General features: G+C 64.0%; 23 protein-coding genes. 10 read left to right on the forward strand and 13 right to left on the reverse strand.

Going from position 1 to position 26,412, the window contains the following annotated elements; all coding sequences use genetic code 11:
- Nucleotides 1-154 precede the first annotated feature (154 nt).
- Nucleotides 155-592, reverse strand: coding sequence for a hypothetical protein (locus FJ974_RS22775; protein ID WP_226891352.1), 438 nt, complete (start codon nt 590-592; stop codon nt 155-157).
- A gap of 252 nt (nt 593-844) precedes the next feature.
- The gene (locus FJ974_RS22780) at nt 845-2,713 is read right to left on the reverse strand and encodes a glycosyltransferase family 2 protein (RefSeq protein WP_140534240.1); all 1,869 of its coding nucleotides are present in this window, start codon (nt 2,711-2,713) and stop codon (nt 845-847) included.
- 583 nt (nt 2,714-3,296) lie between these two features.
- On the opposite strand from FJ974_RS22780, the gene FJ974_RS22785 reads away from it, so the two are divergent.
- Both FJ974_RS22785 and FJ974_RS22790 read left to right on the forward strand, forming a co-directional pair.
- Nucleotides 3,297-4,208 (forward strand): glycoside hydrolase family 26 protein, encoded by a 912-nt coding sequence (locus tag FJ974_RS22785; protein WP_140534104.1) that lies wholly within the window; start codon nt 3,297-3,299, stop codon nt 4,206-4,208.
- 136 nt (nt 4,209-4,344) lie between these two features.
- Complete coding sequence (locus FJ974_RS22790) at nt 4,345-4,848, forward strand: DUF995 domain-containing protein (RefSeq protein WP_140534106.1); 504 nt, start codon at nt 4,345-4,347, stop codon at nt 4,846-4,848.
- Between the two features lie 158 nt (nt 4,849-5,006).
- Here the strand turns inward: FJ974_RS22790 and FJ974_RS22795 are convergent, their stop codons facing one another.
- A complete protein-coding gene (locus tag FJ974_RS22795; protein WP_140534108.1) occupies nt 5,007-5,837 on the reverse strand; it encodes an AraC family transcriptional regulator in 831 nt (276 codons plus the stop codon).
- A gap of 99 nt (nt 5,838-5,936) precedes the next feature.
- On the opposite strand from FJ974_RS22795, the gene FJ974_RS22800 reads away from it, so the two are divergent.
- On the forward strand, nt 5,937-7,112 hold the full coding sequence (locus tag FJ974_RS22800; protein ID WP_140534109.1) for an amidohydrolase: 1,176 nt from the start codon (nt 5,937-5,939) through the stop codon (nt 7,110-7,112).
- Between the two features lie 64 nt (nt 7,113-7,176).
- Entirely contained in the window at nt 7,177-8,337 is a 1,161-nt protein-coding gene (locus FJ974_RS22805; RefSeq protein ID WP_140534111.1) for an ATP-grasp domain-containing protein, read from the forward strand.
- Nucleotides 8,338-8,558: 221 nt separating this feature from the next.
- On the opposite strand, the gene FJ974_RS22810 is transcribed toward FJ974_RS22805, so the two are convergent.
- The 8 genes from FJ974_RS22810 to FJ974_RS22845 all read right to left on the reverse strand — a co-directional run bounded on the left by FJ974_RS22810 (nt 8,559) and on the right by FJ974_RS22845 (nt 15,954).
- Complete coding sequence (locus FJ974_RS22810; protein WP_264296788.1) at nt 8,559-8,732, reverse strand: DNA-binding protein; 174 nt, start codon at nt 8,730-8,732, stop codon at nt 8,559-8,561.
- Between the two features lie 155 nt (nt 8,733-8,887).
- Nucleotides 8,888-9,880: a Rieske 2Fe-2S domain-containing protein gene (locus tag FJ974_RS22815; protein WP_140534113.1), complete on the reverse strand. Its 993-nt coding sequence runs from the start codon at nt 9,878-9,880 to the stop codon at nt 8,888-8,890.
- Entirely contained in the window at nt 9,877-11,007 is a 1,131-nt protein-coding gene (locus tag FJ974_RS22820) for a GNAT family N-acetyltransferase (RefSeq protein WP_226891353.1), read from the reverse strand. The genes FJ974_RS22815 and FJ974_RS22820 overlap by 4 nt, the downstream gene beginning before the upstream one ends.
- Complete coding sequence (locus FJ974_RS22825; RefSeq protein ID WP_140534116.1) at nt 11,004-12,260, reverse strand: F390 synthetase-related protein; 1,257 nt, start codon at nt 12,258-12,260, stop codon at nt 11,004-11,006. The genes FJ974_RS22820 and FJ974_RS22825 overlap by 4 nt, the downstream gene beginning before the upstream one ends.
- Entirely contained in the window at nt 12,257-13,090 is an 834-nt protein-coding gene (locus FJ974_RS22830; RefSeq protein ID WP_140534118.1) for an MBL fold metallo-hydrolase, read from the reverse strand. Before FJ974_RS22830 ends, FJ974_RS22825 begins: the two co-directional genes overlap by 4 nt.
- Nucleotides 13,087-14,070 carry an NAD-dependent epimerase/dehydratase family protein gene (locus FJ974_RS22835; protein ID WP_140534120.1) on the reverse strand — a complete coding sequence of 328 codons (984 nt, stop codon included), beginning with the start codon at nt 14,068-14,070 and terminating at the stop codon, nt 13,087-13,089. Before FJ974_RS22835 ends, FJ974_RS22830 begins: the two co-directional genes overlap by 4 nt.
- Before the next feature lie 2 nt (nt 14,071-14,072).
- Nucleotides 14,073-15,062: a 3-oxoacyl-ACP synthase III family protein gene (locus tag FJ974_RS22840; RefSeq protein ID WP_140534121.1), complete on the reverse strand. Its 990-nt coding sequence runs from the start codon at nt 15,060-15,062 to the stop codon at nt 14,073-14,075.
- A 100-nt stretch (nt 15,063-15,162) separates the two neighbouring features.
- Nucleotides 15,163-15,954 (reverse strand): alpha/beta fold hydrolase, encoded by a 792-nt coding sequence (locus tag FJ974_RS22845; protein WP_140534123.1) that lies wholly within the window; start codon nt 15,952-15,954, stop codon nt 15,163-15,165.
- Between the two features lie 118 nt (nt 15,955-16,072).
- On the opposite strand from FJ974_RS22845, the gene FJ974_RS22850 reads away from it, so the two are divergent.
- Nucleotides 16,073-16,969, forward strand: coding sequence for a LysR family transcriptional regulator (locus FJ974_RS22850; RefSeq protein WP_140534124.1), 897 nt, complete (start codon nt 16,073-16,075; stop codon nt 16,967-16,969).
- A 16-nt stretch (nt 16,970-16,985) separates the two neighbouring features.
- Here the strand turns inward: FJ974_RS22850 and FJ974_RS22855 are convergent, their stop codons facing one another.
- Nucleotides 16,986-17,435 carry a DNA polymerase III subunit chi gene (locus tag FJ974_RS22855; RefSeq protein WP_140534126.1) on the reverse strand — a complete coding sequence of 150 codons (450 nt, stop codon included), beginning with the start codon at nt 17,433-17,435 and terminating at the stop codon, nt 16,986-16,988.
- Between the two features lie 28 nt (nt 17,436-17,463).
- Nucleotides 17,464-19,005 (reverse strand): leucyl aminopeptidase, encoded by a 1,542-nt coding sequence (locus tag FJ974_RS22860; protein WP_140534127.1) that lies wholly within the window; start codon nt 19,003-19,005, stop codon nt 17,464-17,466.
- A gap of 357 nt (nt 19,006-19,362) precedes the next feature.
- Between FJ974_RS22860 and lptF the strand changes: the two genes are divergently transcribed.
- The 5 genes from lptF (at nt 19,363) to pdxA (ending at nt 26,402) form a co-directional block, all read left to right on the forward strand.
- Nucleotides 19,363-20,562 (forward strand): LPS export ABC transporter permease LptF, encoded by a 1,200-nt coding sequence (gene lptF, locus FJ974_RS22865; protein ID WP_140534129.1) that lies wholly within the window; start codon nt 19,363-19,365, stop codon nt 20,560-20,562.
- 2 nt (nt 20,563-20,564) lie between these two features.
- Entirely contained in the window at nt 20,565-21,647 is a 1,083-nt protein-coding gene (lptG, locus tag FJ974_RS22870) for an LPS export ABC transporter permease LptG (protein ID WP_140534131.1), read from the forward strand.
- Nucleotides 21,647-24,061, forward strand: a complete 2,415-nt coding sequence (locus FJ974_RS22875; RefSeq protein WP_181177171.1) for an LPS-assembly protein LptD — start codon at nt 21,647-21,649, stop codon at nt 24,059-24,061. The genes lptG and FJ974_RS22875 overlap by 1 nt, the downstream gene beginning before the upstream one ends.
- A 196-nt stretch (nt 24,062-24,257) precedes the next feature.
- The gene (locus FJ974_RS22880; protein WP_140534134.1) at nt 24,258-25,184 is read left to right on the forward strand and encodes a SurA N-terminal domain-containing protein; all 927 of its coding nucleotides are present in this window, start codon (nt 24,258-24,260) and stop codon (nt 25,182-25,184) included.
- 189 nt (nt 25,185-25,373) lie between these two features.
- Nucleotides 25,374-26,402, forward strand: coding sequence for a 4-hydroxythreonine-4-phosphate dehydrogenase PdxA (gene pdxA, locus FJ974_RS22885; protein WP_140534242.1), 1,029 nt, complete (start codon nt 25,374-25,376; stop codon nt 26,400-26,402).
- The last annotated feature ends 10 nt before the right edge of the window (nt 26,403-26,412 follow it).

The following is a 26,412-nucleotide window of genomic DNA, read 5'->3' on the forward strand; positions in this document are numbered from 1 at the left end:
ACATGCTTAAGATCAAAGGCTTAAAGCACATCGCGCGAATCCTTTTTTCACGCGACGTGCTTTAGTATCGGCAGGAATGGCGACCGGAGGCAAGAGGGTAGCGCGCGGGTCGCGCGGCATCCTCAAGCCTCCGGCTCGTGCCCCCTTACGGACGTCAATATCGCGAACGGCAACTCGACTGCTGACCGAAGCCGCTCGGACTGCAGATCCAGGGCGATCGGCCGAGCAGCGGGCCGGCATCGCCGAGGCTGTAGGAGACCTTGAGCAGTGCCGGCGCGCCGACCCTGTGCGGCCGGACAAAGGCAGCATAGGCCAATTCGGTGGTGCGGGTCACGCCGACCATCCGCGTCAGCGGCTTGCGATAGAAGGTCTGCTTCCTTTTGACATAGTGGACCGTCTTGCCGACCTTATGGACCGCTGGCTTGCCATGAGCCGAGCCTGCCTCGGCTGCGACAGCGCTCTGACAGCTTCCGGCCACGGAAATCAATGCGATGGCCGCAGCAGTATAGATGCCAGGCTTTCTCAAGTCACCAACAATATTCGTCATCACTGCTCCCCTGTCGTCGACTAAAGGCAAGACCCGCAGCGACATTCTTCATGCCGGTTGCTTTTTTGTGCCTTGAAAGCAGCCCATTGCCGCTCACACCGTGTCAAAATATTAGAGGAAACTTGTTAAAATTCGTGCAAACAGGGTGGTTTGCGTGACCTTTCGATGCTTCGCCGGGTTTGATTAAAATGCAACGGTTTTTCGCCGGGCCATCGCCGTGCCGACCGCCCCGCGAGGCGCGGCATCGCAAAGAGGTCTGCGCTTGCCCGCTGCCCGACACTGGATGAAGGAGGCCAGCTAGCGGGTCGTGTCCCAGCCAAGGTCAAAGCGGACCTTATAATCGCCGATCTGGCCCTGCCCGGCGCCAGAAACCGGATAGGTCGCCCGCACGATCCTCAGATGGCTCAAGCCTTGCTGCAGTCCATAAATGCCCTGCGGTCCGCGATTGTAAAAAGCGGCAACCGGAGCCGACAGCGCCAGCACCGCGAGCGAGCCATGCAGGAGAAATTTCGCGACATCGGCGCGCGGCGGGATCCTGTTTTCGGTGATGTGTCTGGCGATGATGACGGCCGCGAGCAAACCGTAGAACAGAGCGTTGACGGCGGCGAACCAGTAGAAACCCGCCGCGTTGGCAGGATATTCGACCAGAAAGACCGGCAAGGATGCGCCAACAGCAAGCGCCACATAGGGGAAAATGACGCGAGTCGGCAGGAGCGCCTTTGGGCCGCTGCCTTTCGGGGTGACGCGAAAATCGATGAACGACCCGGTCAGGTGGTCGCGGACTGCAGATAGAGTTCCTGCCAGAACCCAAGGCCAGCGGGCCACGAAAGCGGCCAGCGTTCCTTCCCAGCTAAGCGCCTTGGCCGTCAGTGGACGCGACAGGCCGAATGCCTTCAGCAACATCACCAGCACGATCAGCGAAAGCGAATTCGGCATGTAGTGGACGAGGAAGTCCACATACGCCACGTTGGCAAACGTCTCCCCAGACACAAGCGCGTATGTCGGCATGATGTACATCAGCAGCGAAAATCCAGCCAGCAGCGGATACCACAGCTGCCGGAACAGGAACTGGAATCTCGACTGCGCGCTCATCCTGGGAAGGTATTTTGGGGAATATCGGAGCAGGATCGTCACGAGGCTTCGCGACCACTGGAATTCCTGGGTGACAAAGTCAGCGAAAGTCTGAGGTCCGTCGCCGTGTGCGATGGCGTCGATGGCATGCACGCCGCGCCATCCGGCGGCAATAAACAGCATCGTCGTCGAATGGTCCTCGGCAAGTTCCGGGCCGAGACCACCCGCCTGCCTGAGCGCTCTCGTTCGCACCGCATAGTGCGAGCCGATGCAAAGCGGCATTCCGTTGCTCGTGTAACAGGACTGGAGGGGGCCGTGAAGCATTCCTTCGGGAAACAGCCGGCCACGCGCGGCCCAGCTCTCATGGGCATTCTTGTCGCAAATGCTGGGCGCCGAAACATAGCCGACCGTGGGGTCGGCGAAAGGATAGAGGATTTCCCTCAAATAGCTCGGCGTAGGCACGTGATCGGCGTCCAGCTGGGCGACGAAGTCGTAGCGTTCATAGCCGTAGTGATCATAGAAGAAGGCCAGGTTGCCTTCCTTGCAGCGGGTGCGTCGCGGCCAGGCCTTGCGATGATAGTCCTCCCGCCCGCGCCGCGTCGAAATCAGCACGCCATGCGCATCACACCAGGCGGCTGTCTCCTCGGACGGATCCTCGTCAGCGAGCCAGGTGTCGTGCGGATAATCCTGCGCCAGCATCGCCTCAAGCGTGCGCTGGACTATGGCGAAGGGTTCGGACGGCGCCTTGGTGACCACCATCGCGACTCTCGATCCTATCGGGATCGTGTGCAGCTTGGACGGTTTCTTTGACGTATGCACACCCGGGAAAAAATAGAGCGGCATCAGCGTCAGCCAGGCAAAAGTCAGCGTCGCCAAGACGTATGGAACAACGTGCTCAATGTGATCGGGCTCAAGCCACCACAACCAGAAGAAGCCCAGCGTCCAGAGCCAGAATGCAAGCGCCACTACCCAGATGCGCCGCTGAACGGGAGACAGGACCGGGACCAGGAAAGGTGCCCCGGCAGGTAGCAGCTGCGCCCCACGCGCAGACCGTGCTTTACCGCCGGCGACGCCGGCATCCACCGAAATACTCATACTGCCCGCCGCCCTCGCACGCCTCGGCCCATCTTGGCCGAAGGCGTTCACCCGGCTACAGAATCAGCTTGCGCTAATGCGGAGTCAACAGGATTAAGCTTGCGTTAACCAAGCTTCTTGAGAACTGGTTAACCCAACCGTTGAGCAGACTGCCTCAGGCCTGCTCCCACCTCCGGGTCAACAGTTGCCGACATGTGCAGATGCACTGGCAAGCGGGGTCGCCGCCGGCTGCCGCGGACGACAAACTCGGGCGTTAACCACGTTAGTGACAACAGGGTTAAACAACCGTTAATTGCGCTTGACTCCCGGCCTCGACAGGCTCTTAGATCAGGCAGGGATAATATCGTAACGTTGACGCGAATTTGCGAGTATCGCGGCGACCTTCTCCCGGGATCCAAGTAAAGGCGACCCCGAGAGATCACTTTGGTGGGCGGCCTTGCGCAAGGCGCGCGCTGACCCAGTCGCTCAGAATTCCCGCAGTTCACGTCGGCGGACCGATTGTTTGGGTCTGCGCGCCGATTCCCATCGGCACGCAGTGGCGAGCTTCAATGTCTGGCGCGCATTGAAGGCATGGGAGGCGGATATGAAATACGCAGCAGCATTTGCGTCGGCGCTCATGGTCGGCGGGAGCCTGGTGTTGCCGGCATCGGCCGGATCCCCGGCGGAAACGGATCCAATACAGACCAGCACAGCCGCGTCGGCATTCGGCTCCTACGACCCCTATGGCGATTTCAGCAACGACAAGTCGGCCAGCATCGAGGAACTGTTCCTGCCCTGGGAAGACGTCGATCTATCGACGCTGCCGCTGGCCGACGCCTACGCACAGCAGCGTGGCCGTTCGCTGCTGATCACCATCGAGCCGTGGACATGGTCGAAGGACTGGCGCATCACGCCGGCCGAGCTGCGCGACGGCATTTTGAGCGGCAGATATGACGCCAACATGCAGGCGATCTGCAGCCTGGTCGGGCAGATGAAGAGCCCGGTGACCATCCGCTGGGCGCAGGAAATGGAAGACAAGAGCGGCCGTTTCACCTGGGCCAACTGGGCGCCGAAGGACTGGATCGCCGCCTACAAGCGCGAGGTCGATGTCTGCCGCAAGGCGGCTCCCGCGGCCAAATACATGTGGTCGCCGAAGGGCGACGAGGGTCTGGAGAAATACTATCCCGGAGACGACCATGTCGACGTAATCGGCCTGTCGGTATTCGGTCTGCAGAAGAAAGACAATGACGAAGTCCATCGTGACCGGACCTTCGCCGAGACGCTGAAGCCCGGCTACGACCGTGTCACGAAATTCAACAAACCGATTGTCGTGGCTGAGCTCGGCTATGTCGGAAAGCAGGAATATGTCTCGACGTGGGAGGCCGATTCACGCAAGTCCTATGCGGAGTTTCCGGCCCTGACCTCGGTCGTCTACTTCAACCAGAAGGAAGTGTGGCCGTGGCTGGGTGGTTATGGGCTGCCCGACTGGCGGGTGACCCAGCACGTCCTGCCATAAGGCACGAGGGGCATGCCCGCTCCGGCGTAAACCGGTAACGGGGCTTCAGCTTCGAATTTGGGAAACGACAACCGCTAAAGCCCGGCTTTGGCGGCGGGTGCAAGACGTGGCGTAAATCGGTCTGCGGAGTAAAATCGTGAAACGGGTACTGGGGAATTTTATCGGAGCGGCACTTGCCTGCTGCGTTTTTGCTATCGGCCTGGAGGCTCCTGCGGCAGCCAAGGGCGTCAGCAAGATCAATGACCAGGTGCAGAAGGCTGCCGTGGTGCCGGACGAGGGCATCTACCAGCTCTATCAGAACCATTCATGGCTTTGGGGCAAGAACGGCGCCGCCTTCTTTGCCGTCAAGCAGCGTCAGTTCGACGCCTGGACGTCTGATAAGGGCAAGCGCGGCTATGGCGACGGCATCTGGTTCATCCCCGGCGGCGGCAAGCTCTGCTACCGCGCGACATGGCACGGCGCATGGGGCGCCAAGGCGTCGATGACATGCTTCGAGCATCGTGAGGCCGGCAAGATCATCTACCAGCGCAAATTGCCGGACGGGAAATGGTACGCGTTCAGGGACCGGCACGGCAAATCGCAGCTGCGCTATGGCGACTATGTCAGCGGCAAGATAAAGCGAATCAAGGCGAAGCTATAGTCCACCTAAAGCGCGTCGCGCCGAAACGGATTCATGCGACGCGCTTTAGGTCTTTGTTTTTTATGCATGTCGTTGTCCCAAAACCGAGATCACTTTTGGGCGACATGCATTAAGCGATCCGGCGTGCCAGCCGGTCCGGGCTACCTCGCCGGAAGGTCTCATGTCGCGGCGCTCCAGGCGCCGGGCGACAGGCCTTTGATCGCCTTGAACACCCTGGTGAGATGGCTCTGGTCGGCGAAACCTGTGGCCGCGGCGATCTCGGCCAGCGGCATGGCGGACCGGATCAGCGTTGAGGCGGCGCGAATACGTCGATCGCGCAGATATTGGCCGGGGGTCATGCCGGCGGCGCGGTTGAAATCGCGGATGACCTGAAAGCGGCTCACGCCGGCTGCGGCCGCCAGACGGGCGAGGTCGAAGCCGGCCGAAAGATCGGCCGCGATCAACTCGCCATAGAGACGAAAACGCCGCGCTGTTTCGCTGCCGTCGGCGGCGCGATCGCGGCACTTGCGGTCGCCGAAACGGCTGACCAATTCGCGCAGCACCACCAGCATAGACGTTTCCTGTTCGAGGACTTGGCCGCCCAAGCGGTGCGCCCTGACGAAGGCTCGCGCCAAGTCCGGCGCATGCACGATGCCCTCGCCGAACATCGGCAGCCCGGGCAATTGCAAATCCTCGGCGATTTCGGCCATCAGGTCGCTATCCGGATAGCAGGTGCGATAGGCCCAGCCGGCGGGGACGCCCTTTTCGCCGTCATGCGGCTCTTCCGGATTGACGATGATGATCGAGCCGGCCGGCGCGAGATGGCTGCGGCGGCCGATACGCAGCTTCTCGACGCCTGCCACCACGACGCCGAAGACCCAAGTCGGGTGGGTGTGCAGCGCATAGGCGTGATCGCGGTAACGGGCGGCGAGCATTTCGAGACCGCCGAGGCCTTCATGCCGCGTCAGCTTTGCTGCTTCGCGTTCCCTTTGCTCGCCGGCATCGCTCATGCCCGCCAGCCTTCTCGAAACCGCCCTGCCCGTCAATCCTGTTCAAGACGGGAGCCGAAGGCGCCGGCTATCTGACGGCATCGAGAACGGAGACAGGCAATGCGGGAAAACGACAAGGTGGAAGCGATCATCGCCGAGGCGATCGGCTGGCGGCGGCATATCCACGCCAATCCGGAACTCGGCTTCGCCGAGCATGAAACAGCGGCTTTCGTTGCCGCGAAGCTGAAAGAATTCGGCCTTGCCGTCCACACCGATGTCAGCGCGACGGCGGTGGTGGCGACGCTGACGAAGGGCAGCGGCAGCAAAGCGATCGCCCTGCGCGCCGAGCTCGACGCACTGCCGATCAAGGAGGCAACGGGCGTCGACTATGCCTCGCGCAAGGATGGCGTCATGCATGCCTGCGGCCATGACGGCCACGCGGCAGTGCTGCTCGGCGCGGCCAAGCTGCTTGCCGGGAGCGAGAGTTTCAACGGCACAGTGGTGTTTGTCTTCCAGCCGGCCGAGGAGGTGCTGGGCGGCGGCCGAAAACTGATCGAGGATGGGCTGATCGAGCGCTTCCCCGTGGACCAGGTGTTTGCGCTCCACAATTGGCCGGGTTTGCCGGAAGGCCATATCGGGGTCAAGCCCGGGCCGCAGATGGCCGCTGTCGACGATTTCGAGATCATCTTTCGCGGCAGCGGCTGCCATGCGGCGATGCCGCATCTGGGCGACGATCCGCTGCTTGCCGCAGCAAGCTTCGTCACCGCAATCCAGCGGCTGGTCAGCCGCAGCGTCGATCCGCTGTCGCCCGGCGTGTTGTCGGTGACAGAAATCCACGGCGGCCGCTTCAACAATTTCGTGCCTGGCGAGGTGAAGGTCGAAGGCACCTGCCGCTTCTACGAACGCGCGCTTTCGGATCATTGCGCGGCCGAGATCGAACGCGTGGCCGAGGCTTGCGCATTGATGCATGGCGGTCGCGCCGAGCTGACTTACAAACGCGGCTATCCGCCGGTGGTGAACCCGGCGCAGGGCGCCGCGCTCGCAGCGCTGGCCGGCGCGGACACGGTTGGCGCAGAGCGTGTCTTGACCGAGTTCCAGCCGAGTATGGGCTGCGAGGATTTTGCCTTCCTGCTGCAGGGAGTCGGCGACGGCGCTTATGTCTGGATCGGCGCCGGCGATGTCGGCCCCGGCGCCGGGCTGCATGGCGACCGCTTCGTCTTCAACGACGCCATCGTGCCGATCGGCATCCGCTTCTTCGTCAACACCGTCCAGCGCGCGCTGCCGGTCGGCGGGTAGCGGCGTTGCCAAGCCCGGCGATTTCGCGCAACGGTTCGCACGGCTGAAACGATCGCGAGACCTGATGCCGGGGGCTGACAATACCGTGCTCATCACCGGAGCGCGCGCGCCGGTGGCGCTGCATCTGGCGAGGCTGCTCGATGGCGCAGGCCGTCGCGTGATCCTGGCCGACACGCCGGCCCGGCCCATCGCCGCCGCGAGCAAGGCCTGCGCGCGCTACTATCGGCTGCCGCCGCCGCGCTTCGAGCCGCAAGCCTATGCCGAAGCGATCGAGGCGCTGCTGCCCGAAGAGCAGATCGGCCTCGTCATCCCGACCTGCGAGGAGGTTTTCCACCTCGCGCTTACCTGGCGCGGCCGCGCCATGCCGGCTCGACTGTTCGCGCCCGGCATCGAGCTTCTGGCGGAAGTGCACAACAAGCATGCTTTCATGCGGCTGGCCGAGCGTATCGGCCTCGCGGTGCCAGAAACGACGCTGCTGCAATCACAGGCCGATCTGGAGGCCGTGCGGAATCGCTCGCACGAGCTGGTGTTCAAACCCGTGTGGTCGCGCTTCGCCAGCCATGTGCTCTTACGCCCCTCGCCCGGCGAACTCGATGCCATCAATGCCTCGCCCGCCGCGCCTTGGGTGGCGCAGCGCTTTGTCGAAGGCGAGGAGATCAGCGCCTATGCGGTGGCGCGCGATGGCAGGCTCAAAGCACTGGCGCTTTATCGTTCGCTCTACCGCGCCGGCAAGGGCGCCGGCATTTACTTCGAACGGATGGAAGATGCAGCAGCGCGGAAGCTGGTCGAGCACATCGTCGCCGGCACAGTATGGACCGGGCAGATTTCGTTCGACCTGATGCGCGAGGCGGACGGCCGTGTGCTGCCGCTGGAATGCAACCCGCGCGCCGTCAGCGGCCTGCATTTCTTCCGCGATCCGGCACGCTTCGCGGAGGCGGTGCTGGGCGACGGTCCGGAAGTCCCGCCCGATGTCACCGCGCCGCAAACGGTGCGACTCGCCATGTGGATCTACGGATTGCGAGCGGCCTTGCGCTCGGGTGATCTCGGCAGATTCCGAAAGGCGATGCGCGAGGGGCGCGAATTGCTCGACTGGCCCGGCGATCCAGCGCCCATGAAGGCGCAATGGCCGGCGCTGGTCGAGATCGCGCGCACGGCCTTGCGCCAGCGTATCAGCCTGCAGGCGGCGTCGACGCGCGATATCGAGTGGAATGGGCCGGACGAGTAACGCTGGCGGGACAGCGCCCCTCTCTGTCCTGCCGGACATCTCCCCCACTTGGGGGAGATCAGCAGCTTCGGCGCCTCGCCCATTCTGCCACGTCGGTAATTGGCGAAATCGGCGATGGCAGCCAATCTCCCCACCTGTGGGGGAGATGTCCGGCAGGACAGAGAGGGGCGCGAAGGAACGCGACGCCGCCGTCGTCATCAACTCTGAGGACTGATCAAACGCTACCCGCAGCCGCTACTGACCCGCGGCTTCACATAAAGCTGTAGGCCTAAAGCCTTGACTACAGCCAGCAGCGTGCTGAGAGGTGGATCGCTCTCGCTCAACGCCTTGTAAAGCGCCTCCGGCGTCATTCCGGCTTCTTTTGCAACGGCATTCAAGCCGATGGAGCGCGCCACACTGCTGAGAGTGTGAGTGATAATCTTGGGCTCGCCATCCTCAAATGCGGCTCGACAAAGGCTAAGCGTTCTTCAGGGGTCTTGAGATGATCAAGGATATCGAAACGCGCGGTCTCAAGAGGCATCGCTCCATCTCCTTGAATTAGAGCTTATACCTAAAGCTCGATCTGGTGCACCCTCGCCTCACTCGCGGCAGCCGGCAGCTTGCCATCCATGATGGCGGCGATGTCGCGGCGCAGGAAATCCAGCGGGCCGATCACCGGCAGGGTTTGCGGCGCGAAGCGGGCGTTGTCGCTTGCCGATTTCAGCACACGGCGATCTTGCTGAAGGGCGATGTTGAACAAAGGCCTGAAGGCCAGCGCCTTGAGCTCGCCAAGCCAGCCCTGCCGCCGTCCGATCAGCCAGCCGACACCCTCGACGGTGCGCTCGTCCGCTTGGCGCAGATGAAAGGTGGTGGCGAGCACCAGCCCATCCTTGCCCCAATATTCCAGCTCGGCGATGCCGGGGTGGCGGAAGCGGCCGATGGTCCTGGCACGTTCGCCCTCCAGTAGCCGGCTGATCAGCCCCTGCTGACGGTCCTCGCCGGTATAGCAGGCTTCGACCCAGCCCTCGCCGCCGGTGACATCCACCCGAACCAGACGGCGCCTGGAGCTCAGCCCGCGAAGCAGACCCTTGTGGGTGAAGTGGGTGTGGGTGGCGTCGAGAATGTTTTCGGCGGCATCGATCACCGTCGACTGGGTCGAGCTGCGCACCCGCCGCACAATGACGTCCTTGCCCTCCATGCAATGTAGGTAAGGTTCGCCCGCCGGCGCGCCGGTCGAGACGAAGATGATACCGTCGCGCTCGATCGCACTGTAACGTCGAACCCGGAAATGCGGCATCTCGCCGACATGGCCGGGAATGGTCGTGCAGCGGCCTTCGCCGTCATAGCGCCAGCCGTGATAGGGGCATTCGATCTCGCCGCCGACCACCTTGCCGGTCGACAATTCGACCAGCCGGTGCGGGCAGCGATCGAACAACGCGGCAATGCCATTGGCCGAACGGAACAGCACCAGCGGCGCGCCATCGAAGAGGATGCGCCTCGGCTTGCCTTTGACGTCGGCCGACAGCGCTACCGCCTGCCAATAGTCCTTCTTCCGATCGCTCACAGCTCGAACCTCCTGAGCAGAGGGATGCCGACCAGCGCCAATATTTTCTCCATGACGCGGACGGCCAGGCGTTTGCGCCACGAAAGATGACCGGCGTAGACGGCGTTGTATTCGATCGCCGCGACAGCGCCGCGCAGACGCTTGAAGCCGGCGGCGCCAGCGCTCATGTTGAAGAACAGGCCCTGTGCTATGGCATGGTCCTGCGCCATCGCCATCACCATGCGGTAAAGCCCTTCGCCGACCGGCAGGCCGGTGTCGTAGCCGACGATCGGCTGGGTAAGCGTGCCGCCGTTCTCGAACTGGCCGGTGACGGCGACCAGCGCACCGTCCGCCCGGCGCAAGCCCGCCAGGCTGAGGATGCCGCGCCGGTGCATCTCGGCGATGTAGCGGGCGGTGTAATGCGGATTGAGCGGTGTGTACTTTTCCAGATAGAGCATGCCGTAGAGCTCTTCGGCGCGCGCATAGTCGGCCTCGGTGAAATCCGTGTTGCCGACCCGCTCGAACGGCGTGGTGGCGAGCCGTTTGCGGTCGCGCTTCATGTCGCGCGTCATCGCGCCACGATTGGCGAAGACATAGATCTGGCGCGCCGCCAGCATGCGGAAGCCGTCGGCCTTCAGCGCCGCGATGGTCGCAGGATCGGCGATCTCGTTCAGCGAGCGGATAATGATCGCGCGGTCGGGAAAACGCGCGACCAAAGCGGCACGCAGCTTTGCAATAGTCGGGCGGGCGAGCACCGGATTGGTCGAATAAAGCCAGTTGTTGACCTGCACCTGATGGTCGAGGCCGCTCATCCTGACCAGCGGCGCGCAGGCGCCGATCAGCGCCCGGACTGCCCACCGCAGTATGGGATGCCAAGCGAAGTTGCGCGTTTCGTCGATGGCGTAGTCGAGATAGGCGCTGGATGGGCAGCAGATGTAGCAGTTCGGCGCCTCGCGCGCGTCGTTGAGGGTGAGCGGAAAGGTGCGGCCGCCGATCTCGAAAGTCTCGACCTTCACCGTCAGATTGGAGATGAGATCCTGCGCCGGTATCTCATTGAAAAGGCTGACGAACGCCTCAACCATGGCCGGGTCATTCTCGACTTGGCCGGCCTTCTGGAACGGCTCGTCGAAGGTGGCGGCCCGGTTCACGTCATCCGCTCCAGCCGGCATTCGACGCGACGCAGCTTGCGGCCGGTCTCCAGCGGCAGCCGGGCGCGGACGAGATCGACCACCGCTTTTGCCTGCCGTGCCGCCAGCAGCGCGCGCACCGCCTGGTGGGCGGCGGTTGCCGCTTCGTCCGCAAGCTCCGGAACAAGCCTGAGCTCGATGGCCGCGGGCGCGATCTGGACGAGGCGGAAATCGTCGATGCGGCGGTCGGCCTTGAGCACGGCATTACGCAGCACGTCGGGCGTGACCAGGACAGGACCGCTAACCGAGGAAAAGCAGAAAACGTCGTCCATGCGGCCGACGATCTCGTCGACACAGCGCAGCGGCGAGCCGCAGCGGCAAGGCGCTTGCGACAGCCGCAGCAGATCGTTCATCCGGTAACGCGCCATGATTTGTGTGTTTCGCCGAAAAGCAGTGACAAGCGGCGTCACCAGGCCGTCGCCCGCCGGCTCGAACTCAAAGCAAATCGAGTCTTCGGCAAGATGCAGGCCGCCGTGGCGGCAGGTCACCGCGAACAGCCCTTCGGTCGCCATGTAGATCTGGTCGAGCGGCAGCCGGAAGAAGCTCTCGATGATCGGACGGTCGACCGGGTCGAGCGTTTCGGCGGCCGAGAAGACGCGCCGCGGCGCCAACCGGAAGCCGGCGCTTGCGAAATGCCTGAGCATCTTCGGCGGCGCGATTATCACCGTCGGGTTGAACGCCTCCAACGCCCCGCGCCAGCTTTCCGGTCCGAGCGTTAGGTCGAAGAAAGCGAGCTTGATAGACCTCGATTTGCGGGCGCTGTCGTAGAGGCCGGTGTTCTGCGGCAGGATGACGGCGACGCGCAGGCCGCGCCACAGGAGATCGGGCGCAGCCTTGGCAAGGATCGTGCCCAGCCAGCGATATTTTTCCGCTTCCGAGATGACGAACAGGCCGCGATTGCCCGAGGTGCCGGTGCTGGCGCCGACGGTGAGCGCGCCGATACGGCCGTCGCCAGCCAGCGCGGCCCAGGCCGACGCGGCGGTCACATCGGCGATGTTGAAATCCGCGAAGCGAGCCATCAGCAACGCCTTGTCGGTGACCGGCAGCTTGGCGAGGCTGCGCGGCGCCTTGCCGTAGAATGGCGCGCGCGGCAGGTCGCGGTCGAGGAAGCGGCGCAAGGCGGCCGCCTGCCAGCGCTCGAAATTCGCGCGGCTCTTGCGCGAGACCCAGCGCGTCAGGGCAAAGGAACGAACCGCTTCCGCCAGGTCATTCATCCGGCCTCCCGCTCGCTTGTCTTGAGGTCATATGCCGTCGGCTTCGGATCATGGCAGAGCATCACCTCGCCGCCGGCGGCGAGAAAGCCGCGCAGCATGGCGCTGGTCGGCTCGATCGCCGCAGCATCTTCGGCGATCAGCGTCGCCGGGAAGCCGGGCGTGCGGTCGCGGGTCAAGGCAGCCAGCAGCCACTGGACGTCGACAGCGTAGAGCAGCGGCCGCTCGAGGCCGGCAAAGAACAGGCCGAACTGCCCGTCGGCATGGCCCGGCAGATCGACTGCGATCGCGCTGCCGTCACCGAAGAGATCGGCACCGCCGGGCACACTGCCGCGCGCCTCGATCCGCCGCTTGGCGGACGGGCGGTCGAGCCGAGCCTCGAAATCGGCAGGGAAGAGTTCGGTGAAGACGCCATGGCGGATGTTCTGCCGGGGCGTTCTCGCCTTGACCCGGGCCCAGGCGGCCTCGCTTGCCACGAAGCGGGCGTTGCGGAACAGCGACAGGCCGGACATGTGGTCGGCATGGAAATGCGTGACGATGACGGTGCGGACGTCGTCGGGCGAAAGGCCGAAGCGCTTCAGCACCGGCAGCACCTGCTCGGCGGCGTTGAGCTCGGGCCTGAGCAGCGCGCCGTAGAGGCGCAGCATCCGGCTGCGCCCCTCACCGGTGAGCGCTTCGGGGGTGTAGCCGGTGTCGACCAGCACCGGCCCGGCAAGAGGATGAAAGAACAGCCCGTAACGGACGCGCAGCCTGACACTTCGCCAGCTGCCGCCACGCAGGATGAGCCATTCCGCGGCGGTAACCCAGGCGCTGTTGGCGAAGACGATTTTCACGCCGATCCCCCACCTGCGAAAGTTCGATCAAGCCCTTGTTCGAAAGAGATTTTCGGCTCCCAGCCAAGCATGCGCCGCGCCTTGGAAAGATCGAGGCTCTGGGCATAGGCGAAGAGGCCGAGGCCGTAGCGTGTCGCCGGCGGCTCGGGACGGCCAGGCAAGCGCAATGCCACCACCTCCATCAGGCCTGCCGCCAGCATCGTGGGCCCAAGCGGCAGCGGCCGCCAGCGCGCCTTGAGCCCGGCGCTGGCGCAGGCCTCGTCGGCGATGCGGCGCACCGGCAGCACCTCGCCGCCGGAGATGTTGAAGACCTCGCCTTCGGTTTCTTTGGGCGCAGCGAGTGCTGTCATGATCGCGTCGACAACATCGTCGACATGGGTGAGATCGATCGAGGCCCGACCACCCCGAAACAGCGGCAGCGGCCGGGTCTTCGCCGCTTTGATCAGGCGCGGCAGCAAGGCGCGATCGCCGACGCCGTAGATGCCGCGCGGCCTTAGCACCACCGGATGGATGGCGGGCGCGGCGAGCGCGATCCGCTCCGCTTCCCGCTTGGTGCCCGCATAATGGTTGACCGGATCGGGCAAAGCGGCGTCCTCGGTGAGGCCGAGCTGATCGCGAAAGGCAAAGCTCACCGACGGGCTCGAAATGTGCACGAAGCGGCTGATGCCTTGCCGCGTGGCGAAGTCGACAAGATTTTGCGTCGCCGTCACATTGGCAGCCACAAAATCCGACAATCGACCGAACGGTGACGACAGCGCCGCGCAGTGGATGATCCGGTCGACTTTGCCGAGGCGAGCATCGAGCGCAACACTCAGCGGCTGCGACAGGTCGTGGCGGATGACGGCATGGCCTGCGGCCGCGAGCGCATCGCAGCGTTCGGCATCGCGGCCGAGGCCGAGAGCCGGAATGCCCATGGCCGCCAGCCGCGCCAGCACGTGGGAGCCCAAAAAACCGCTGGCGCCGGTGACGAGCACGACCATCGTCAGGTTTCCAGCGCCATGCCGCCGAAGGAGACGCCGGCCGAAGTGCCGAGGAAGAGCAGTTTCATGCCAGGCGCCGCCCGGCCGTCACGGCGCGCGATATCGAGCGCGAAGGGAATGGAGGCGGCGATCTGGTTGCCGAAGCGGGCCGAAATATCGACGAGCTTCTCGGGCGCGAAACCGGTCTGGCGCGCCATATGGGCAAGCGCGAAGGGGCTTGCCTGGTGCGGCACGACGAGATCGACGTCGTCGCGTCGCCAGCCGGCGCGCTCAAGCAAGGCTGAAACGAAGCCGTTGAAATGACGCGAGGTGACGCGGAACAGTTCCTTGCCGTCCATGTGGAACAGGCTGTGGCGGGCAAATTCTTCGGGCTCCGTGTGGAAATCGAAACGCGTGCCGCCGGAACCGATGCCGCAGGCCTCCCAGGCCGACGGATAGGTTCGCATCAGGCTGGCAGCCATCTTGCCCTCGCTGGGTTCTGCCTTGCGCAGCACGGCCGCCGCCGCGCCATCACCGAAAAGTGCGGCAACCTCCGGCGCGTCGCGCCACGGCAGCGCGCGCGAGGCGATCTCCGCGGAGAAGACCAACGCGGTTTCGCATTGCTCCGCCTCGATCATGCGGCCGGCGGTCTCGAAGGCGGTGAGGAAGCCGAGGCAGGTGCTGTTGACGTCGAAAGCGGCTGCCGAACCATCGGCAAGGCCGAGGCGCTGCATGACGAGCGGCGCCGTCGCCGGCAGCGGCTGGTAGGGCACGCCGCAGCCGCCGACGATCAGGTCGACTGCCTTGGCCTCGATCCCCGCATCGTCAAGCGCCAGCCGCGCCGCGGCAGAAGCGAGGTCGATCTGCGATTCGCCCGCGCAGACATAGCGTTCGACGACCCCCGACGCGGTCTCGAGCACGCCCTGGGCGAGGCTGAGCCTCCCTTCCAGCGCGCGCGTGGTCACGCACCCTGCCGGCACCGCCCTGCCGGTTCCGACGATCCTGATCCGCATCACTCCCCCCGACGCGTGAGTCCGCTCCTACTCTAAACCAAAAATCGTCGATATTCGCAAAGCTCGAGCCGAGGCAGTCGCCCGGCCCCTAGGCTTGAGATTACCGGAAAAACCGCATCACCGCGTCCATGAATTCCACCGGGCGCTCGACGTTGAGCAGGTGGACGCCGGAAAGCAGCACAAGCTCGGCGCCGGGGATCGCCGCCGCGATCGCTTCGCTGTGGCTGGCCAGCGTCACCTTGTCGTCAACACCGCCGATGACCAGCGTCGGCGCGGTAATCAGCGAAATTGGGCGGCGCAGGTCGGCGTCGCGCACCGCGGCGAAGCATCCCGCGAGCCCCTGCGGCGACATCGCCAGGATCGCGGCGTGGAATTCCTCGACCGTATTGTTCGGCCCGGTCAGCATCGAGGCCGGGAACCAGTTGCGCATGAACATGTCCGCCGTCGCCGACAGGTCGCTCGCCGCAAGCACATTGCGGATCTGCTCGTCGAAATAGGACGCTGGTCCAAGATGCGGCGAAGTATTGGACAGGACCAACCGCTCGATGCGCTCCGGCGCATGGATGCCCAGCCACTGGCCGACGAAGCCGCCCAGCGAGAGCCCCAGGAAATGCACGCGCGCGATCCCGAGGAAATCGAGCAGTTCGAGCACGTCGCGGCCCAACCGGTCGAGCGAATAGGCTCCGGCCGGCGCATCGGAACCGCCATGGCCGCGCAGGTCGTAACGCAGCACCCGGAAGGATTTGGCCAATTCCGGAACCTGCCCGTCCCACATGTGCAGCGTCGTTGCGATGGAATTGGAAAGCACAAGCACCGGCCGGTTTTCCGGGCCATCCAGCCTGTATGCAATGCGGGCGCTGTCGCCCGCCGTGAATTGAAGCGTTTCGGCCATTTTGATCCTCATGTTTGTTTGGCGGGAAGCGCCGTCCCGCGTCAGTGAGGAAGGCTAGGTCTGGTTACTATCGAAGAAAATTACTATGGTTAGACAATCTCTGTAGGAGATTTCGACATTGCATGATCTGAAACTCCACGACCTGAGGTGTTTCGATGCCGTCGTGAGCGAGGGCAGCTTCCAGGCTGCGGCCCTTGCCCTGAACCGGACGCATCCATCGGTCTTTGCCGCCGTCGCGCGGCTCGAAGAACAACTTGGCCTCGCCTTGCTGGACCGCAGCGGATACCGCGTAAGCCTGACTGAGGAAGGCCGCCTGTTTCACAAGCGGGCGCGACTGGCACTGCATGAGCTAGGGCATCTGCAAGCGTATGCGGGCCAATTGGCAAGCGGCGAGGAAACCATCCTGCGCGTCGTCATGGGCGATGTCTGTCCGAGACCCAGAATCCTCGGCCTGCTCAGCCGCTTCTTCGCGGAGCGGACCCGGACCCGCCTGCGTCTGGAATATGAGGCGATCAGCGGGCCGCTCGAGCGGTTGATGGACGCCGAAGCTGATCTCATCTTCCACCGCGCCAATCCTTCCGATCCGCGTCTCGAGCGGGTCGATCTTTGCCAGGTTAACTTCGTGCCGGTGGTGGCACCGGGCTTCCTGCCCTTCGAAAGGGAGCATGACATCACCCCGGAAGCGATGCGGCCCTTCACCCAGTGCGTGATCCGCGACACTGCGCGGCGATCGTCGCCCGAGAATTTCTTCGTCATCGACGGCGCCCATTCCTGTTCGGTGCCGGACCACATGATGAAGAAGGAGCTGATCCTGCACGGGCTGGCCTGGGGCCATCTGCCCCAGTGGCTGATCGAGGATGAGCTCGGCGATGGGCGGCTGGTCTCCATTTCCGGCAGGCATATTCCCGGCCGTACCGAGACCGTTGCAGCCTTGCGCCGGCGCGACCAGCCGCATGGGCCGGTGTCCGACGCGTTATGGCTCTATCTTCAGGCGCATGGGCGCGACACGCCCTGATGGATCGAGCACCGATCTACGCCTTGCGCTCCCAGCGCCGGTCCGGGGTCTGCTGCCAGTAGGTCACGGCGTGGCCGGCTTCCTTCAGCGTTTTCCAATGCGTCCTCGCGCCTTCGAGCTGCGCTGCATCATGGCCGTCGAACAGGAAGACGGCGCGTTCGTACCCCGAAAGCTCCGGCGGAACGGCGCCATCGACCAGAAAGCGAATCTGCGCGGCGTTCGGGTTGCCCTCGCCTGTGGTAAGCAGGATCGGCTGCTCGGCCGGATAGGCCTCGCGGTCGGTGGCATGCGCAAGGAAAGAATCATCGCGAAAAATCCACAGATGCTGGTCGAGCGCGTCGCGCCGCTCCTCGGTGCCGGTCTGCACCACGGCGCGCCAGCCGCGCTCGACGCTGCGCTCGAGCAGGCCCGGCAGCGCCTCTTCGAGCGTCGATTCGGTCAGGTGGTAGAACAGGATGTCGGCCATCGCTCCGGTCTATGCGGTTCGAGGATTTTCACTGCTCGTAATGATCGCGCACCAGCCGGTCGAGCAGCCTGACGCCGAAGCCGGACCCCCAGGACTGGTTGATCTCGCTTGCCGGCCCGCCCATTGCCGTGCCGGCAATGTCGAGATGCGCCCAGGGCGTGTCCTTGACGAAGCGCTGCAGGAATTGCGCGGCGATGATGGCGCCGCCATAGCGGCCGCCGATGTTCTTCATGTCGGCATTCTTGGACTCGATCAGCTTGTCGTATTCGGCGCCGAGCGGCATGCGCCACAGCCGCTCCTGCGTGGATTGTCCCGCGCCGGTAAGCCGCGTCGCCAGCTCGTCATTGTTGGAAAACAGGCCGGCATAATGCTGGCCGAGCGCCACCATGATGGCGCCGGTCAGCGTCGCCAGATTGACCATGAATTTCGGCTTGAAGCGGTCATTGGTGTACCAGAGCGCGTCGGCCAGCACGAGGCGGCCTTCGGCATCGGTGTTGAGCACCTCGATGGTCTGTCCGGACATCGAGGTGACGATGTCGCCGGGACGCTGCGCGTGGCCGTCGACAGCGTTCTCGACCAGGCCGATAACGCCGACGACATTGGCCTTGGCCTTGCGGGCGGCCAGCGCGCTGATCAGCCCGGTGACGGCGGCAGCACCCCCCATGTCGCCCTTCATGTCCTCCATGCCGGAGGCCGGCTTCATCGAGTTGCCGCCGGTGTCGAAGGTGACGCCCTTGCCGACAAAGGCGACCGGCGCATCCTTGGCCTTGCCGCCGTTCCACTGCATGATCGCCATGCGCGCGCCGCGCGGCGAGCCCTGGGCGACGCCGAGCAGCGAGCCCATGCCGAGCTTCTTCATCTCTTTTTCGGTGAGGATCTCGACCTCGACGCCGAGCGCTTCCAGCTCCCTCGCGCGGGCGGCGAATTCGACCGGGCCGAGCGCGTTGGCCGGTTCGTTGACGAGGTCGCGCGCCAGAAGCACGCCGTCGATCACCGCCGCCTCGTCGGCGAAGGCCTTCTTGGCGGCTGCAGGATCGGCGCAGTGGATGGTTATCCTGGCCGGCTTGGGCGCCTCGGCCTTCCTGGCACGGGACTTGTTCGTTTCAGACTTGCTTCCTTCAGACTGGCCCTCCTCCTTGTCCTTCCTGGTCTTGTACTTGTCGAAGGAATAGCTGCGCAGAAGGACGCCGGCGGCGAGGTTCGCCGCCTGCCGGCCATCCGGCTGCAGTTCGGGCAGGTCGAGGATGATTGCGGCTTCCGTTGCCTTGCGCAGCGACGCCGCAACGGCGCCGCCGAGCTTCAGCCAGGCATGGTCGTCGAGGCTGGAAAGCTTGCCGGCGCCGATCGCGACAAGCCGGTCGACCGATGTTCCTTCGGGCGCCAGCACCTCCGCCGTGCTTGCGAACTTGCCGGAGAAATCGGCAACCGGAAATGCGCGGGCAAGCGCACCTGCCGGATCGCAGGCCTTTGTGGCTTCGCCAAGTCCGCCGCCATCGGCCGCAAGCACGAAGACGCTGCCTTTTTTGGGCGCGGCGAATTTGGCAAAGGCAATGGAAGGTCTCGAAGTCATCAGGTCCTGCTTTCGGGGATGGCCGTAAGGTGCCGGCGGTGGGCTTTCAAGCGTGCGCGACATTTGGTCGTTTTCAGCCATTTGGCAAGACTTTGGCCGAAATCGCTGTCTATAACCGCGCTGCAACCACCGAAGGATTCGTCGCGGCATCGCATAAGCTTCCTGCCGCAACTTGCTGTTAACCATCAATGTTTTGCATTTCTTATCCATTGGCGCCGACACTCCGCCGCGCCGGGGCACGTGGCGTGGGGCGACAAACCGGATCGGGCCGCCAATGCACCCAGTTGTGCGGGCGTCGCCGGATGACTACTTTGTCGGCGGGCATGATGCCGTTCGGCAAAATCGAGAAAAGCCTTCATGAAGGTCGTTGAACGCTACATCATGCGTCGAACCACGACGATGTTCCTGGCGGCCCTGGTGTGGACGCTGGCGATCGTGTGGACGACGCAGGTGCTGGCCAAGATTGACCTGGTTACCGACAGCGGCCAGTCGGCGCTGACCTTCTTCGAAGTCGCGGCCCTGATCATCCCCTCGATCGTACCGATCGTCGTACCGTTCGCGCTGGTGGTGGCGGTGGCGCAGACGCTGAGCACCATGAACACGGATTCGGAACTGGCTGTGATCAATGCCGCCGGCGCCTCGCGCTGGACGATCGCGCGGCCGATCCTCCTGCTGGCGCTGGCGGCAAGCGTGTTTTCCTTCGCCGTCGACAATGGCATCGACCCCTATGCCAGGCAGAAAAACCGCCAGCTGGTGGCGGCCTCGCGCGCCGATCTGTTATCTTTGATCATCCAGGAAGGCACGTTCCGCAAGATCGATGACGGCCTGTTCCTGCAGATCGGCGAACGGCTTCCCGACAACAGGCTCGGCGGCATCTTCGTCGCCGATTCGCGTGAGGAAGGCGCCAACCTGACCTATTACGCCAAGACCGGCAGCATCGTCGAGAAAGGCGACGAGAAGGTGCTGATGATGAATGATGGCGTCATCAACCGCAAATCGGTGACGGGGGACCTGTCCGTCATCCGCTTCACCTCCTACGCCTTCGATCTGTCGGCCTTCATGGCGGCGGCGAACGAGATCACGTTGCTGCCCAAGGACCGGACGACGCAATACCTGCTCGACCCCGATGCCAACGACAAGATGTTCCAGCGCAATCCCGGCAGCTACACGGCCGAGATCAACCAGCGCTTCTCCGAATGGTCCTATTCGCTGGTATTCGCGCTGATCGCGCTCGCCGTCGCCGTCGACGCGCGCTCGCATCGCGAGGCGCGCATCCACCCGCTGATCACGGCAATCGCCATCGCGCTGTTCGTGCGTTGGCTGGGCTTCTTCGCCGCCGGAAAGGCCGACAAGGTCTGGTTCTACGCCTATATGGTCTACGCCGTGCCGATCCTGGCATCGGCCGTCTCCATCTGGTTCATCGTCTCCTCGCGCAGCATGGAACTGCCCTCCGCCTGGGCCGACTGGATGACGAATCTCGCCAGCCGCGTCAGCGAGGGCTGGACCGCGCTCAAGCTGTGGTTCGCCAGGCGCAGCACGTCCGGCCAGGGAGCCTGACGATGGGCTGGACGCTGGGCCGCTATTTCTTCTTTCGTTATGTGACGATCACCATCTGGTTCTTCCTCGGCCTGCTGGCGCTGGTCTTCCTGATCGATTTCACCGAGCTTTCGGGCCGCACGACCGGCCTTCCCGGCTTCACCTACGGCACCGCCTTCGCCATCTCGGCGCTGCGTATGCCGATGATCATGCTGCAGACGGTACCGTTCGTCGGGCTGTTCTCAGCAATGGCGACGCTGGTGTCGCTGAACCGCAGATACGAGCTGGTCATCGCGCGCTCGGCCGGCGTTTCGGCCTGGCAGTTCTTGTTTCCGTGCTGCGTCGGCGCGCTGGCGTTCGGCGTGCTCTCGGTCGGCGTGCTCAATCCGATCGCCGCGCACGGCTTCTCCTGGTCCGAGCAGATGGAAAACCAGCTGCGAGCCGGCAAGTCGAATGCCGTTTCTCCCGACTCGACGCCGTGGCTTCGGCAAAAGACCGGTTCCGGCGACACCATCATCGGCGCCCGCGCCATCCTCAACCAGGGGCTGGAGATGGCGGATGCGGTGTTTTTCGTCCTCGACCAGCAGGGCAACATCGTCGAGCGCAAAGACGCGGCGAAGGCCTTCCTGCGTGAAGGCTACTGGGAATTGCAGAACGTCAAGGTGTTCAAGGACGGCAACATCCGCGCCGAAGCATCCGACCGGGTGGAGACCAATCTCAGGCCGGAATTCGTGCAGGAGCGCCTGGCGCGCCCCGAAACCATCCCCTTCTACGAGCTGCCGCACAAGATCGAGGTTGCCCGCTCCTTCGGGCTCAAGGCAAACGCCTTTGCCATGCAGTTCGATTCGCTGGTGGCGCTGCCGTTCCTGCTCGTCGCCATGACGCTGATTGCTGCAACGGTTTCAATGCGATTTGCGCGAATGGGGCAGTCGGCCACGATGATTCTGGGTGGCGTCGTGGCCGGCTTTCTGCTTTATGTCGTTTCGGTACTGGTCAAGGCATTCGGCGTGGCGGGATTCGTGCCTACAGTGGTGGCTGCATGGGTTCCGGTTGTCGTGGCTATGTTCTTCGGGGTGACGTTTCTGCTATACAAGGAAGACGGCTAGTGAGGGAGGCGGCTTTGCGCAGCCATAGGCAGGCCGGTTTGGCACGCCTTTATGGGGCGACTGCGTTGGCATGTCTGGCCGCTTGCGCGGTGCCGACGGTGCCGGCACTGGCGCAGACCATCGCGGCGAAGCCCGTTCCCTCCGGCACGCAGATGCTGCTGGCCGCCGACACGCTCGTCTATAACAACGACAATCACACCGTGACCGCCGTCGGCGGGGTGCAGATCGACTATGGCGGCAACAAGCTCGTCGCCCAGCGCGTCGTGTACAACCGCGACACCAAGCGGCTTGTCGCCAGCGGCGAAGTCGAACTCATCAACAGCGACGGCACCAAGATCAATTCCGACCATATCGACATCACCGACGACTTCGCCGACGGCTTCGTCAGCGCGCTGCGCGTCGAGACCATCGAGAAGGCCTATTTCGCCGCCGAGAGCGGCGAGCGCATGGGCGGCGTGCTGACCACTTTCCATAACGGCGTCTACACCGCCTGCGAGCCTTGCGAAGACAAGCCGGACAGCGCGCCGACCTGGCGCGTCAAGGCGAGAAAGATCATCTGGAATGGCGAGAAGAAGACGGTTCGTTTCGAAAACGCGAATTTCGAATTCTTCGGCTATCCGCTCGCCTATCTGCCGGCCTTCGAGATCGCCGACCCGACGGTGAAGCGCAAGAGCGGCTTCCTGATCCCCGGCATCGTCTACAACACCCACCTCGGCGTCGGCGTCAAAGTCCCCTATTATTTCGCCCTGTCGCCGACCTACGACCTCACCGTAACCGGCAGCGGCTATACCAAGCAGGGCTTCCTCGGCGAGGCCGAATGGCGCCAGCGCTTCAACGATGGCGAATACAGCCTGAAGATCGCCGGCATCAATCAGCAGGATCCGGACGCGTTCATCGCCACAGGCAATCGTCATACTGTCGATTCGGGAGATATCGGCGACCCGAACAAGTTCCGCGGCATGATGGGCACCAAGGGCCAGTTCGCCATCAACGACCGCTGGAACTTCGGCTGGGACGTGCTGCTGCAGACCGACAAGAACTTCTCGCGTACCTACAATATCGACGGCTACAGCGACCTCGTCCACCAGTCGTCGATCTACCTGACCGGCTTGAGCGACCGCAATTATTTCGACGTGCGCGCAATGCGCTTCGAGGTGCAGGAAGACACGCTGTCCCGCGATCTGACGGCGCGCGCCGCCAAGCAGCCCTGGGTGCTGCCGTCGCTGGACTATGCCTATATTCCCGACGTGTCGGTGGCCGGCGGGCAATTGTCGCTCAACGTCAATGCGCGCGTCATCAGCCGCGACCGGTTGGACGCGGTTCTGGCCAACTCCGCCGTTCCAACATCCTTCAACAATGTGCGCGGCCTCGAGGGCCAGTCCAGCCGGCTGACCGCCGAAGCCGAATGGAAGCGCACCTTCACCACCGATGGCGGCCTGCAGTTGACGCCACTGCTCGCGCTGCGCGGCGACGCTGGGTATAACTCGGAGACTTCCGCCTCGCTGGCTGCGGTCAATCAGATGGCGGCAAATCTCGGCGAAGACGTCGACATGCGCTCCTCGCTTGCCCGCTACATGGCTACGCTCGGCCTGGAGATGCGCTGGCCGCTGCTCTTCTCGATGCCGAACTCCAACCACATCCTGGAACCGACTGCACAGGTCTTCGTGCGTCCGAACGAGCAATATGTCGGTGGGCTCGCCGTTCCGAACGAGGATGCGCAGAGCTTCGTCTTCGACGCCACTACGCTGTTCGAGCGCGACAAGTTCTCGGGTTACGATCGCATTGAAGGCGGCACGCGCGCTAATGTCGGCTTCCGCTATTCGGGTGCCTTTGAAAATGGCTGGGGCACCAACGCCATCTTCGGCCAGTCCTACCAGCTTGGCGGCGAGAACTCATTCGCCGCACCCGATCTTGTCAATGTCGGGGCCTATTCCGGCCTGGACAAACGGTCGTCCGACTATGTCGGCCTTATCGGCTTCAACAGCCCGAGCGGTTTCTCCGGCTCGTTCAGCGGCCGCTTCGACGAGCAGAGCTTCGAGGTCAGGCGCGCCGAGGTGAAGGCCGCCTATTCGGGCCTGCCTGTATCGCTCAGCGCCAAATATGCCTTCATCCAGGCGCAGCCGCTCTATGGCTTCACCACCGACCGCCACGAGGTTACGCTCGGCGCCTCGACGCATCTGGCCCAGAACTGGCGGCTGTTCGGCACCGGCACCTACGACATCCAGCAGAATGTGCTGGTCAAGGACGGCGTCGGCTTCGCCTACAACGATTCCTGCTTCACCTACATCATGACGTTCTCGGAAACGCGCAATTCGATCACCAAGGAAGTGTCGCAGAACGTCGGCTTCAACCTGTCGTTCCGCACGCTGGGCGATTTCGGCTCGTCAACCAGCGCCGTCGATACCATCCAGTAAGCGGTGGACAGGTCATCGGCTGCGGCGCCGCAGGCCCATTTGGGCACGCAAGACTTGATTTCGTGCCTGATCCTCCGAAAATGGACCGATTCTCGGGTCATGACCGGCGACATCGTTTCGCCGCATAGAATGGGCATGGGTTCGCCATTCCGGGCGGTGAAAAGAATTGGCCGAGCGGGGAAATTGGGAAGATAAGATGAGGAAATACCTGTTTTCGGCAGGGTTCGCGCTGCTGGTGGCGGCAACCTCGGTATCGTTGACGGCAATGGCGCCGCCTGCTTTCGCCAGCGAGATCAAGTATGTCGTCAACAATATACCGATCACCACCGGCGACATCGCGCACCGCGCCGCGTTCTTCAAGCTGCAGCACAAGAAGGGCGATGCCGCGCAGGAGATGATCGACCAGTCATTGCGCCTGGCAGAGGCCAGGCGGCTTGGCATTCGCATCAGCGACCAGCAGGTCGAGGCCGCCTATCAGCGCTTCGCTTCCAATAACAAGATGCCGCTGGCGAAGCTTGATGCCATCATGACGCAATCGGGCGTCACCAAGGAGCATTTCAAGGAATTCATCCGCGCCCAGATGGCCTGGAATCAGGCGCTCGGCGCGCGCTACCGTTCCGGCGACGGCGGTTCGGTGACCGAGCAGGACGCGGTGCGCCGCATGCTCGACAAGGGCGGCGCCAAGCCGACCGCCATGGAATACATGCTGCAGCAGGTCATCTTCGTGGTGCCGGCGTCCGAGCGGTCCGCGACGCTCGCCAAGCGCAAGCGTGAGGCCGACGCCATGCGCGCCCGCTTCAACGGCTGCAACACGACGCGCGAATTCGCCAAGGGGCTGATCGATGTCACCGTGCGCGATCTCGGCCGGGTGCTGGCGCCGCAGTTGCCGTCGGACTGGGCCGAGCAGATCAAGGCGACCAAGGTCGGCGGCGCAACGCCGACGCGCGAGACCGAACGCGGCGTCGAGTTCATCGGCATCTGCTCCTCGCGCGAGGTTTCCGACGACAAGGCCGCGCAGATGGTGTTCCAGGCCGAAGGCGGCAGCAGCGACAAGGACGCCGACGAGCTCAGCAAGAAATATGTCGACGAGTTGCGTAAGAAGGCGAAAATCGTCGAACGCTAAAGCATGTCGCTTGAAAAAGGATTCAGGCGACATGCTTTAGGCCTTTGATTTCAAGCATGTCTTGTCCCGAAACCGCTGCACACTTTCGGGAGACATGCTCCAGGCAGGGGTTCTGCGCGTGAACGAACAAGGTGACGACGTTCCGGTCGTTCGCGACGCAGGCAATCCGTCCGGCGGAACGGTATGAGCATGCGCAAGGCCGATGTGCCGCTGGCACTCACCGTCGGCGATCCTTCGGGCGTCGGGCCCGAGATCGCCGTCGCCGCCTGGCAGGCCGGCGATGGCGCCGGCGTGCCGCCCTTCTACCTGCTTGCCGACCCGGCGCTGATCGAAGCACGCGCGCGCCGGATCGGCGCCGAGGTGGCGATCGCCGAGACCTTGCCAGAGCATGCGGTGCAGCATTTTGGCCGCGCGCTGCCGGTCGTTCCGCTCTATGCCCGCCATCTGGACAGCCCCGGCCAGCCGAAGGCGGCCAATGCCGCCGGCACTGTCGAGGCCATCGATCGCGCCGTCGCCGACTGCCTCGCCGGCCGCGCCGCCGCGGTGGTCACCTGTCCCATCGCCAAGAAGCCGCTCTACGACGCAGGCTTTCGCTTCCCCGGCCACACCGAATATCTGGCGCACCTGGCATCGCGCCACACCGGTTCCGAAGCGACCGCAGTGATGCTGCTTGCCGGTCCCGAATTGCGCACGATTCCGGTCACCATCCACATCGCGCTGGCCGAGGTGGCGAAATCGCTGACGACGGAACTGATCGTCGCCACCGCGCGTATCACCGTCGCCGACCTCAGGACACGTTTCGGCATTCAGCGGCCACGGCTGGCGATCGCCGGCCTCAATCCGCATGCCGGCGAAGGCGGCGCGATGGGCATGGAGGATCTCGCCATCGTGCGCCCGGCGGTCCAGATGCTCGTGGCTGAAGGCATCGACGCAATCGGGCCGCTGCCCGCCGACACGATGTTCCACCCGCGCGCCCGGGCCGGCTATGACGCGGCATTGTGCATGTATCACGACCAGGCGCTGATCCCGGCCAAGACGCTGGCCTTCGACGAAGCGGTCAACGTCACGCTGGGCCTGCCCTTCATCCGCACCTCGCCCGACCACGGCACCGCGTTCGACATCGCCGGCAAGGGCGTAGCGCGTCCCGATAGCCTGATCGCGGCGCTCAAGCTGGCGCGCCAGCTGGCTGATAACGACCGCCAGGCAGCGGCCGCATGAGGCTTGATTG

Origin of the sequence: Mesorhizobium sp. B1-1-8 (assembly GCF_006442795.2) — a bacterium.
Taxonomy (GTDB): Bacteria; Pseudomonadota; Alphaproteobacteria; order Rhizobiales; family Rhizobiaceae; genus Mesorhizobium.

Bases quoted from the DNA above. Each gene is read 5' to 3' on its own strand.
- FJ974_RS22835 (WP_140534120.1), bottom strand. From the start codon at position 14,070: ATGGTCGTGCTCGTCACCGGCGCCAGCGGTTTTTTGGGCTCCCACGTG.
- FJ974_RS22855 (WP_140534126.1), bottom strand. From the start codon at position 17,435: ATGGCCGACATCCTGTTCTACCACCTGACCGAATCGACGCTCGAAGAG.
- FJ974_RS22840 (WP_140534121.1), bottom strand. From the start codon at position 15,062: ATGCGGATCAGGATCGTCGGAACCGGCAGGGCGGTGCCGGCAGGGTGC.
- FJ974_RS22880 (WP_140534134.1), top strand. From the start codon at position 24,258: ATGAGGAAATACCTGTTTTCGGCAGGGTTCGCGCTGCTGGTGGCGGCA.
- FJ974_RS22800 (WP_140534109.1), top strand. From the start codon at position 5,937: ATGCGGGAAAACGACAAGGTGGAAGCGATCATCGCCGAGGCGATCGGC.
- FJ974_RS22805 (WP_140534111.1), top strand. From the start codon at position 7,177: ATGCCGGGGGCTGACAATACCGTGCTCATCACCGGAGCGCGCGCGCCG.
- FJ974_RS22775 (WP_226891352.1), bottom strand. From the start codon at position 592: ATGTCGCTGCGGGTCTTGCCTTTAGTCGACGACAGGGGAGCAGTGATG.
- FJ974_RS22860 (WP_140534127.1), bottom strand. From the start codon at position 19,005: ATGACTTCGAGACCTTCCATTGCCTTTGCCAAATTCGCCGCGCCCAAA.
- lptG (WP_140534131.1), top strand. From the start codon at position 20,565: ATGGGCTGGACGCTGGGCCGCTATTTCTTCTTTCGTTATGTGACGATC.
- FJ974_RS22795 (WP_140534108.1), bottom strand. From the start codon at position 5,837: ATGAGCGATGCCGGCGAGCAAAGGGAACGCGAAGCAGCAAAGCTGACG.
- lptF (WP_140534129.1), top strand. From the start codon at position 19,363: ATGAAGGTCGTTGAACGCTACATCATGCGTCGAACCACGACGATGTTC.
- FJ974_RS22825 (WP_140534116.1), bottom strand. From the start codon at position 12,260: ATGAATGACCTGGCGGAAGCGGTTCGTTCCTTTGCCCTGACGCGCTGG.
- FJ974_RS22845 (WP_140534123.1), bottom strand. From the start codon at position 15,954: ATGGCCGAAACGCTTCAATTCACGGCGGGCGACAGCGCCCGCATTGCA.
- pdxA (WP_140534242.1), top strand. From the start codon at position 25,374: ATGCGCAAGGCCGATGTGCCGCTGGCACTCACCGTCGGCGATCCTTCG.
- FJ974_RS22780 (WP_140534240.1), bottom strand. From the start codon at position 2,713: ATGAGTATTTCGGTGGATGCCGGCGTCGCCGGCGGTAAAGCACGGTCT.
- FJ974_RS22785 (WP_140534104.1), top strand. From the start codon at position 3,297: ATGAAATACGCAGCAGCATTTGCGTCGGCGCTCATGGTCGGCGGGAGC.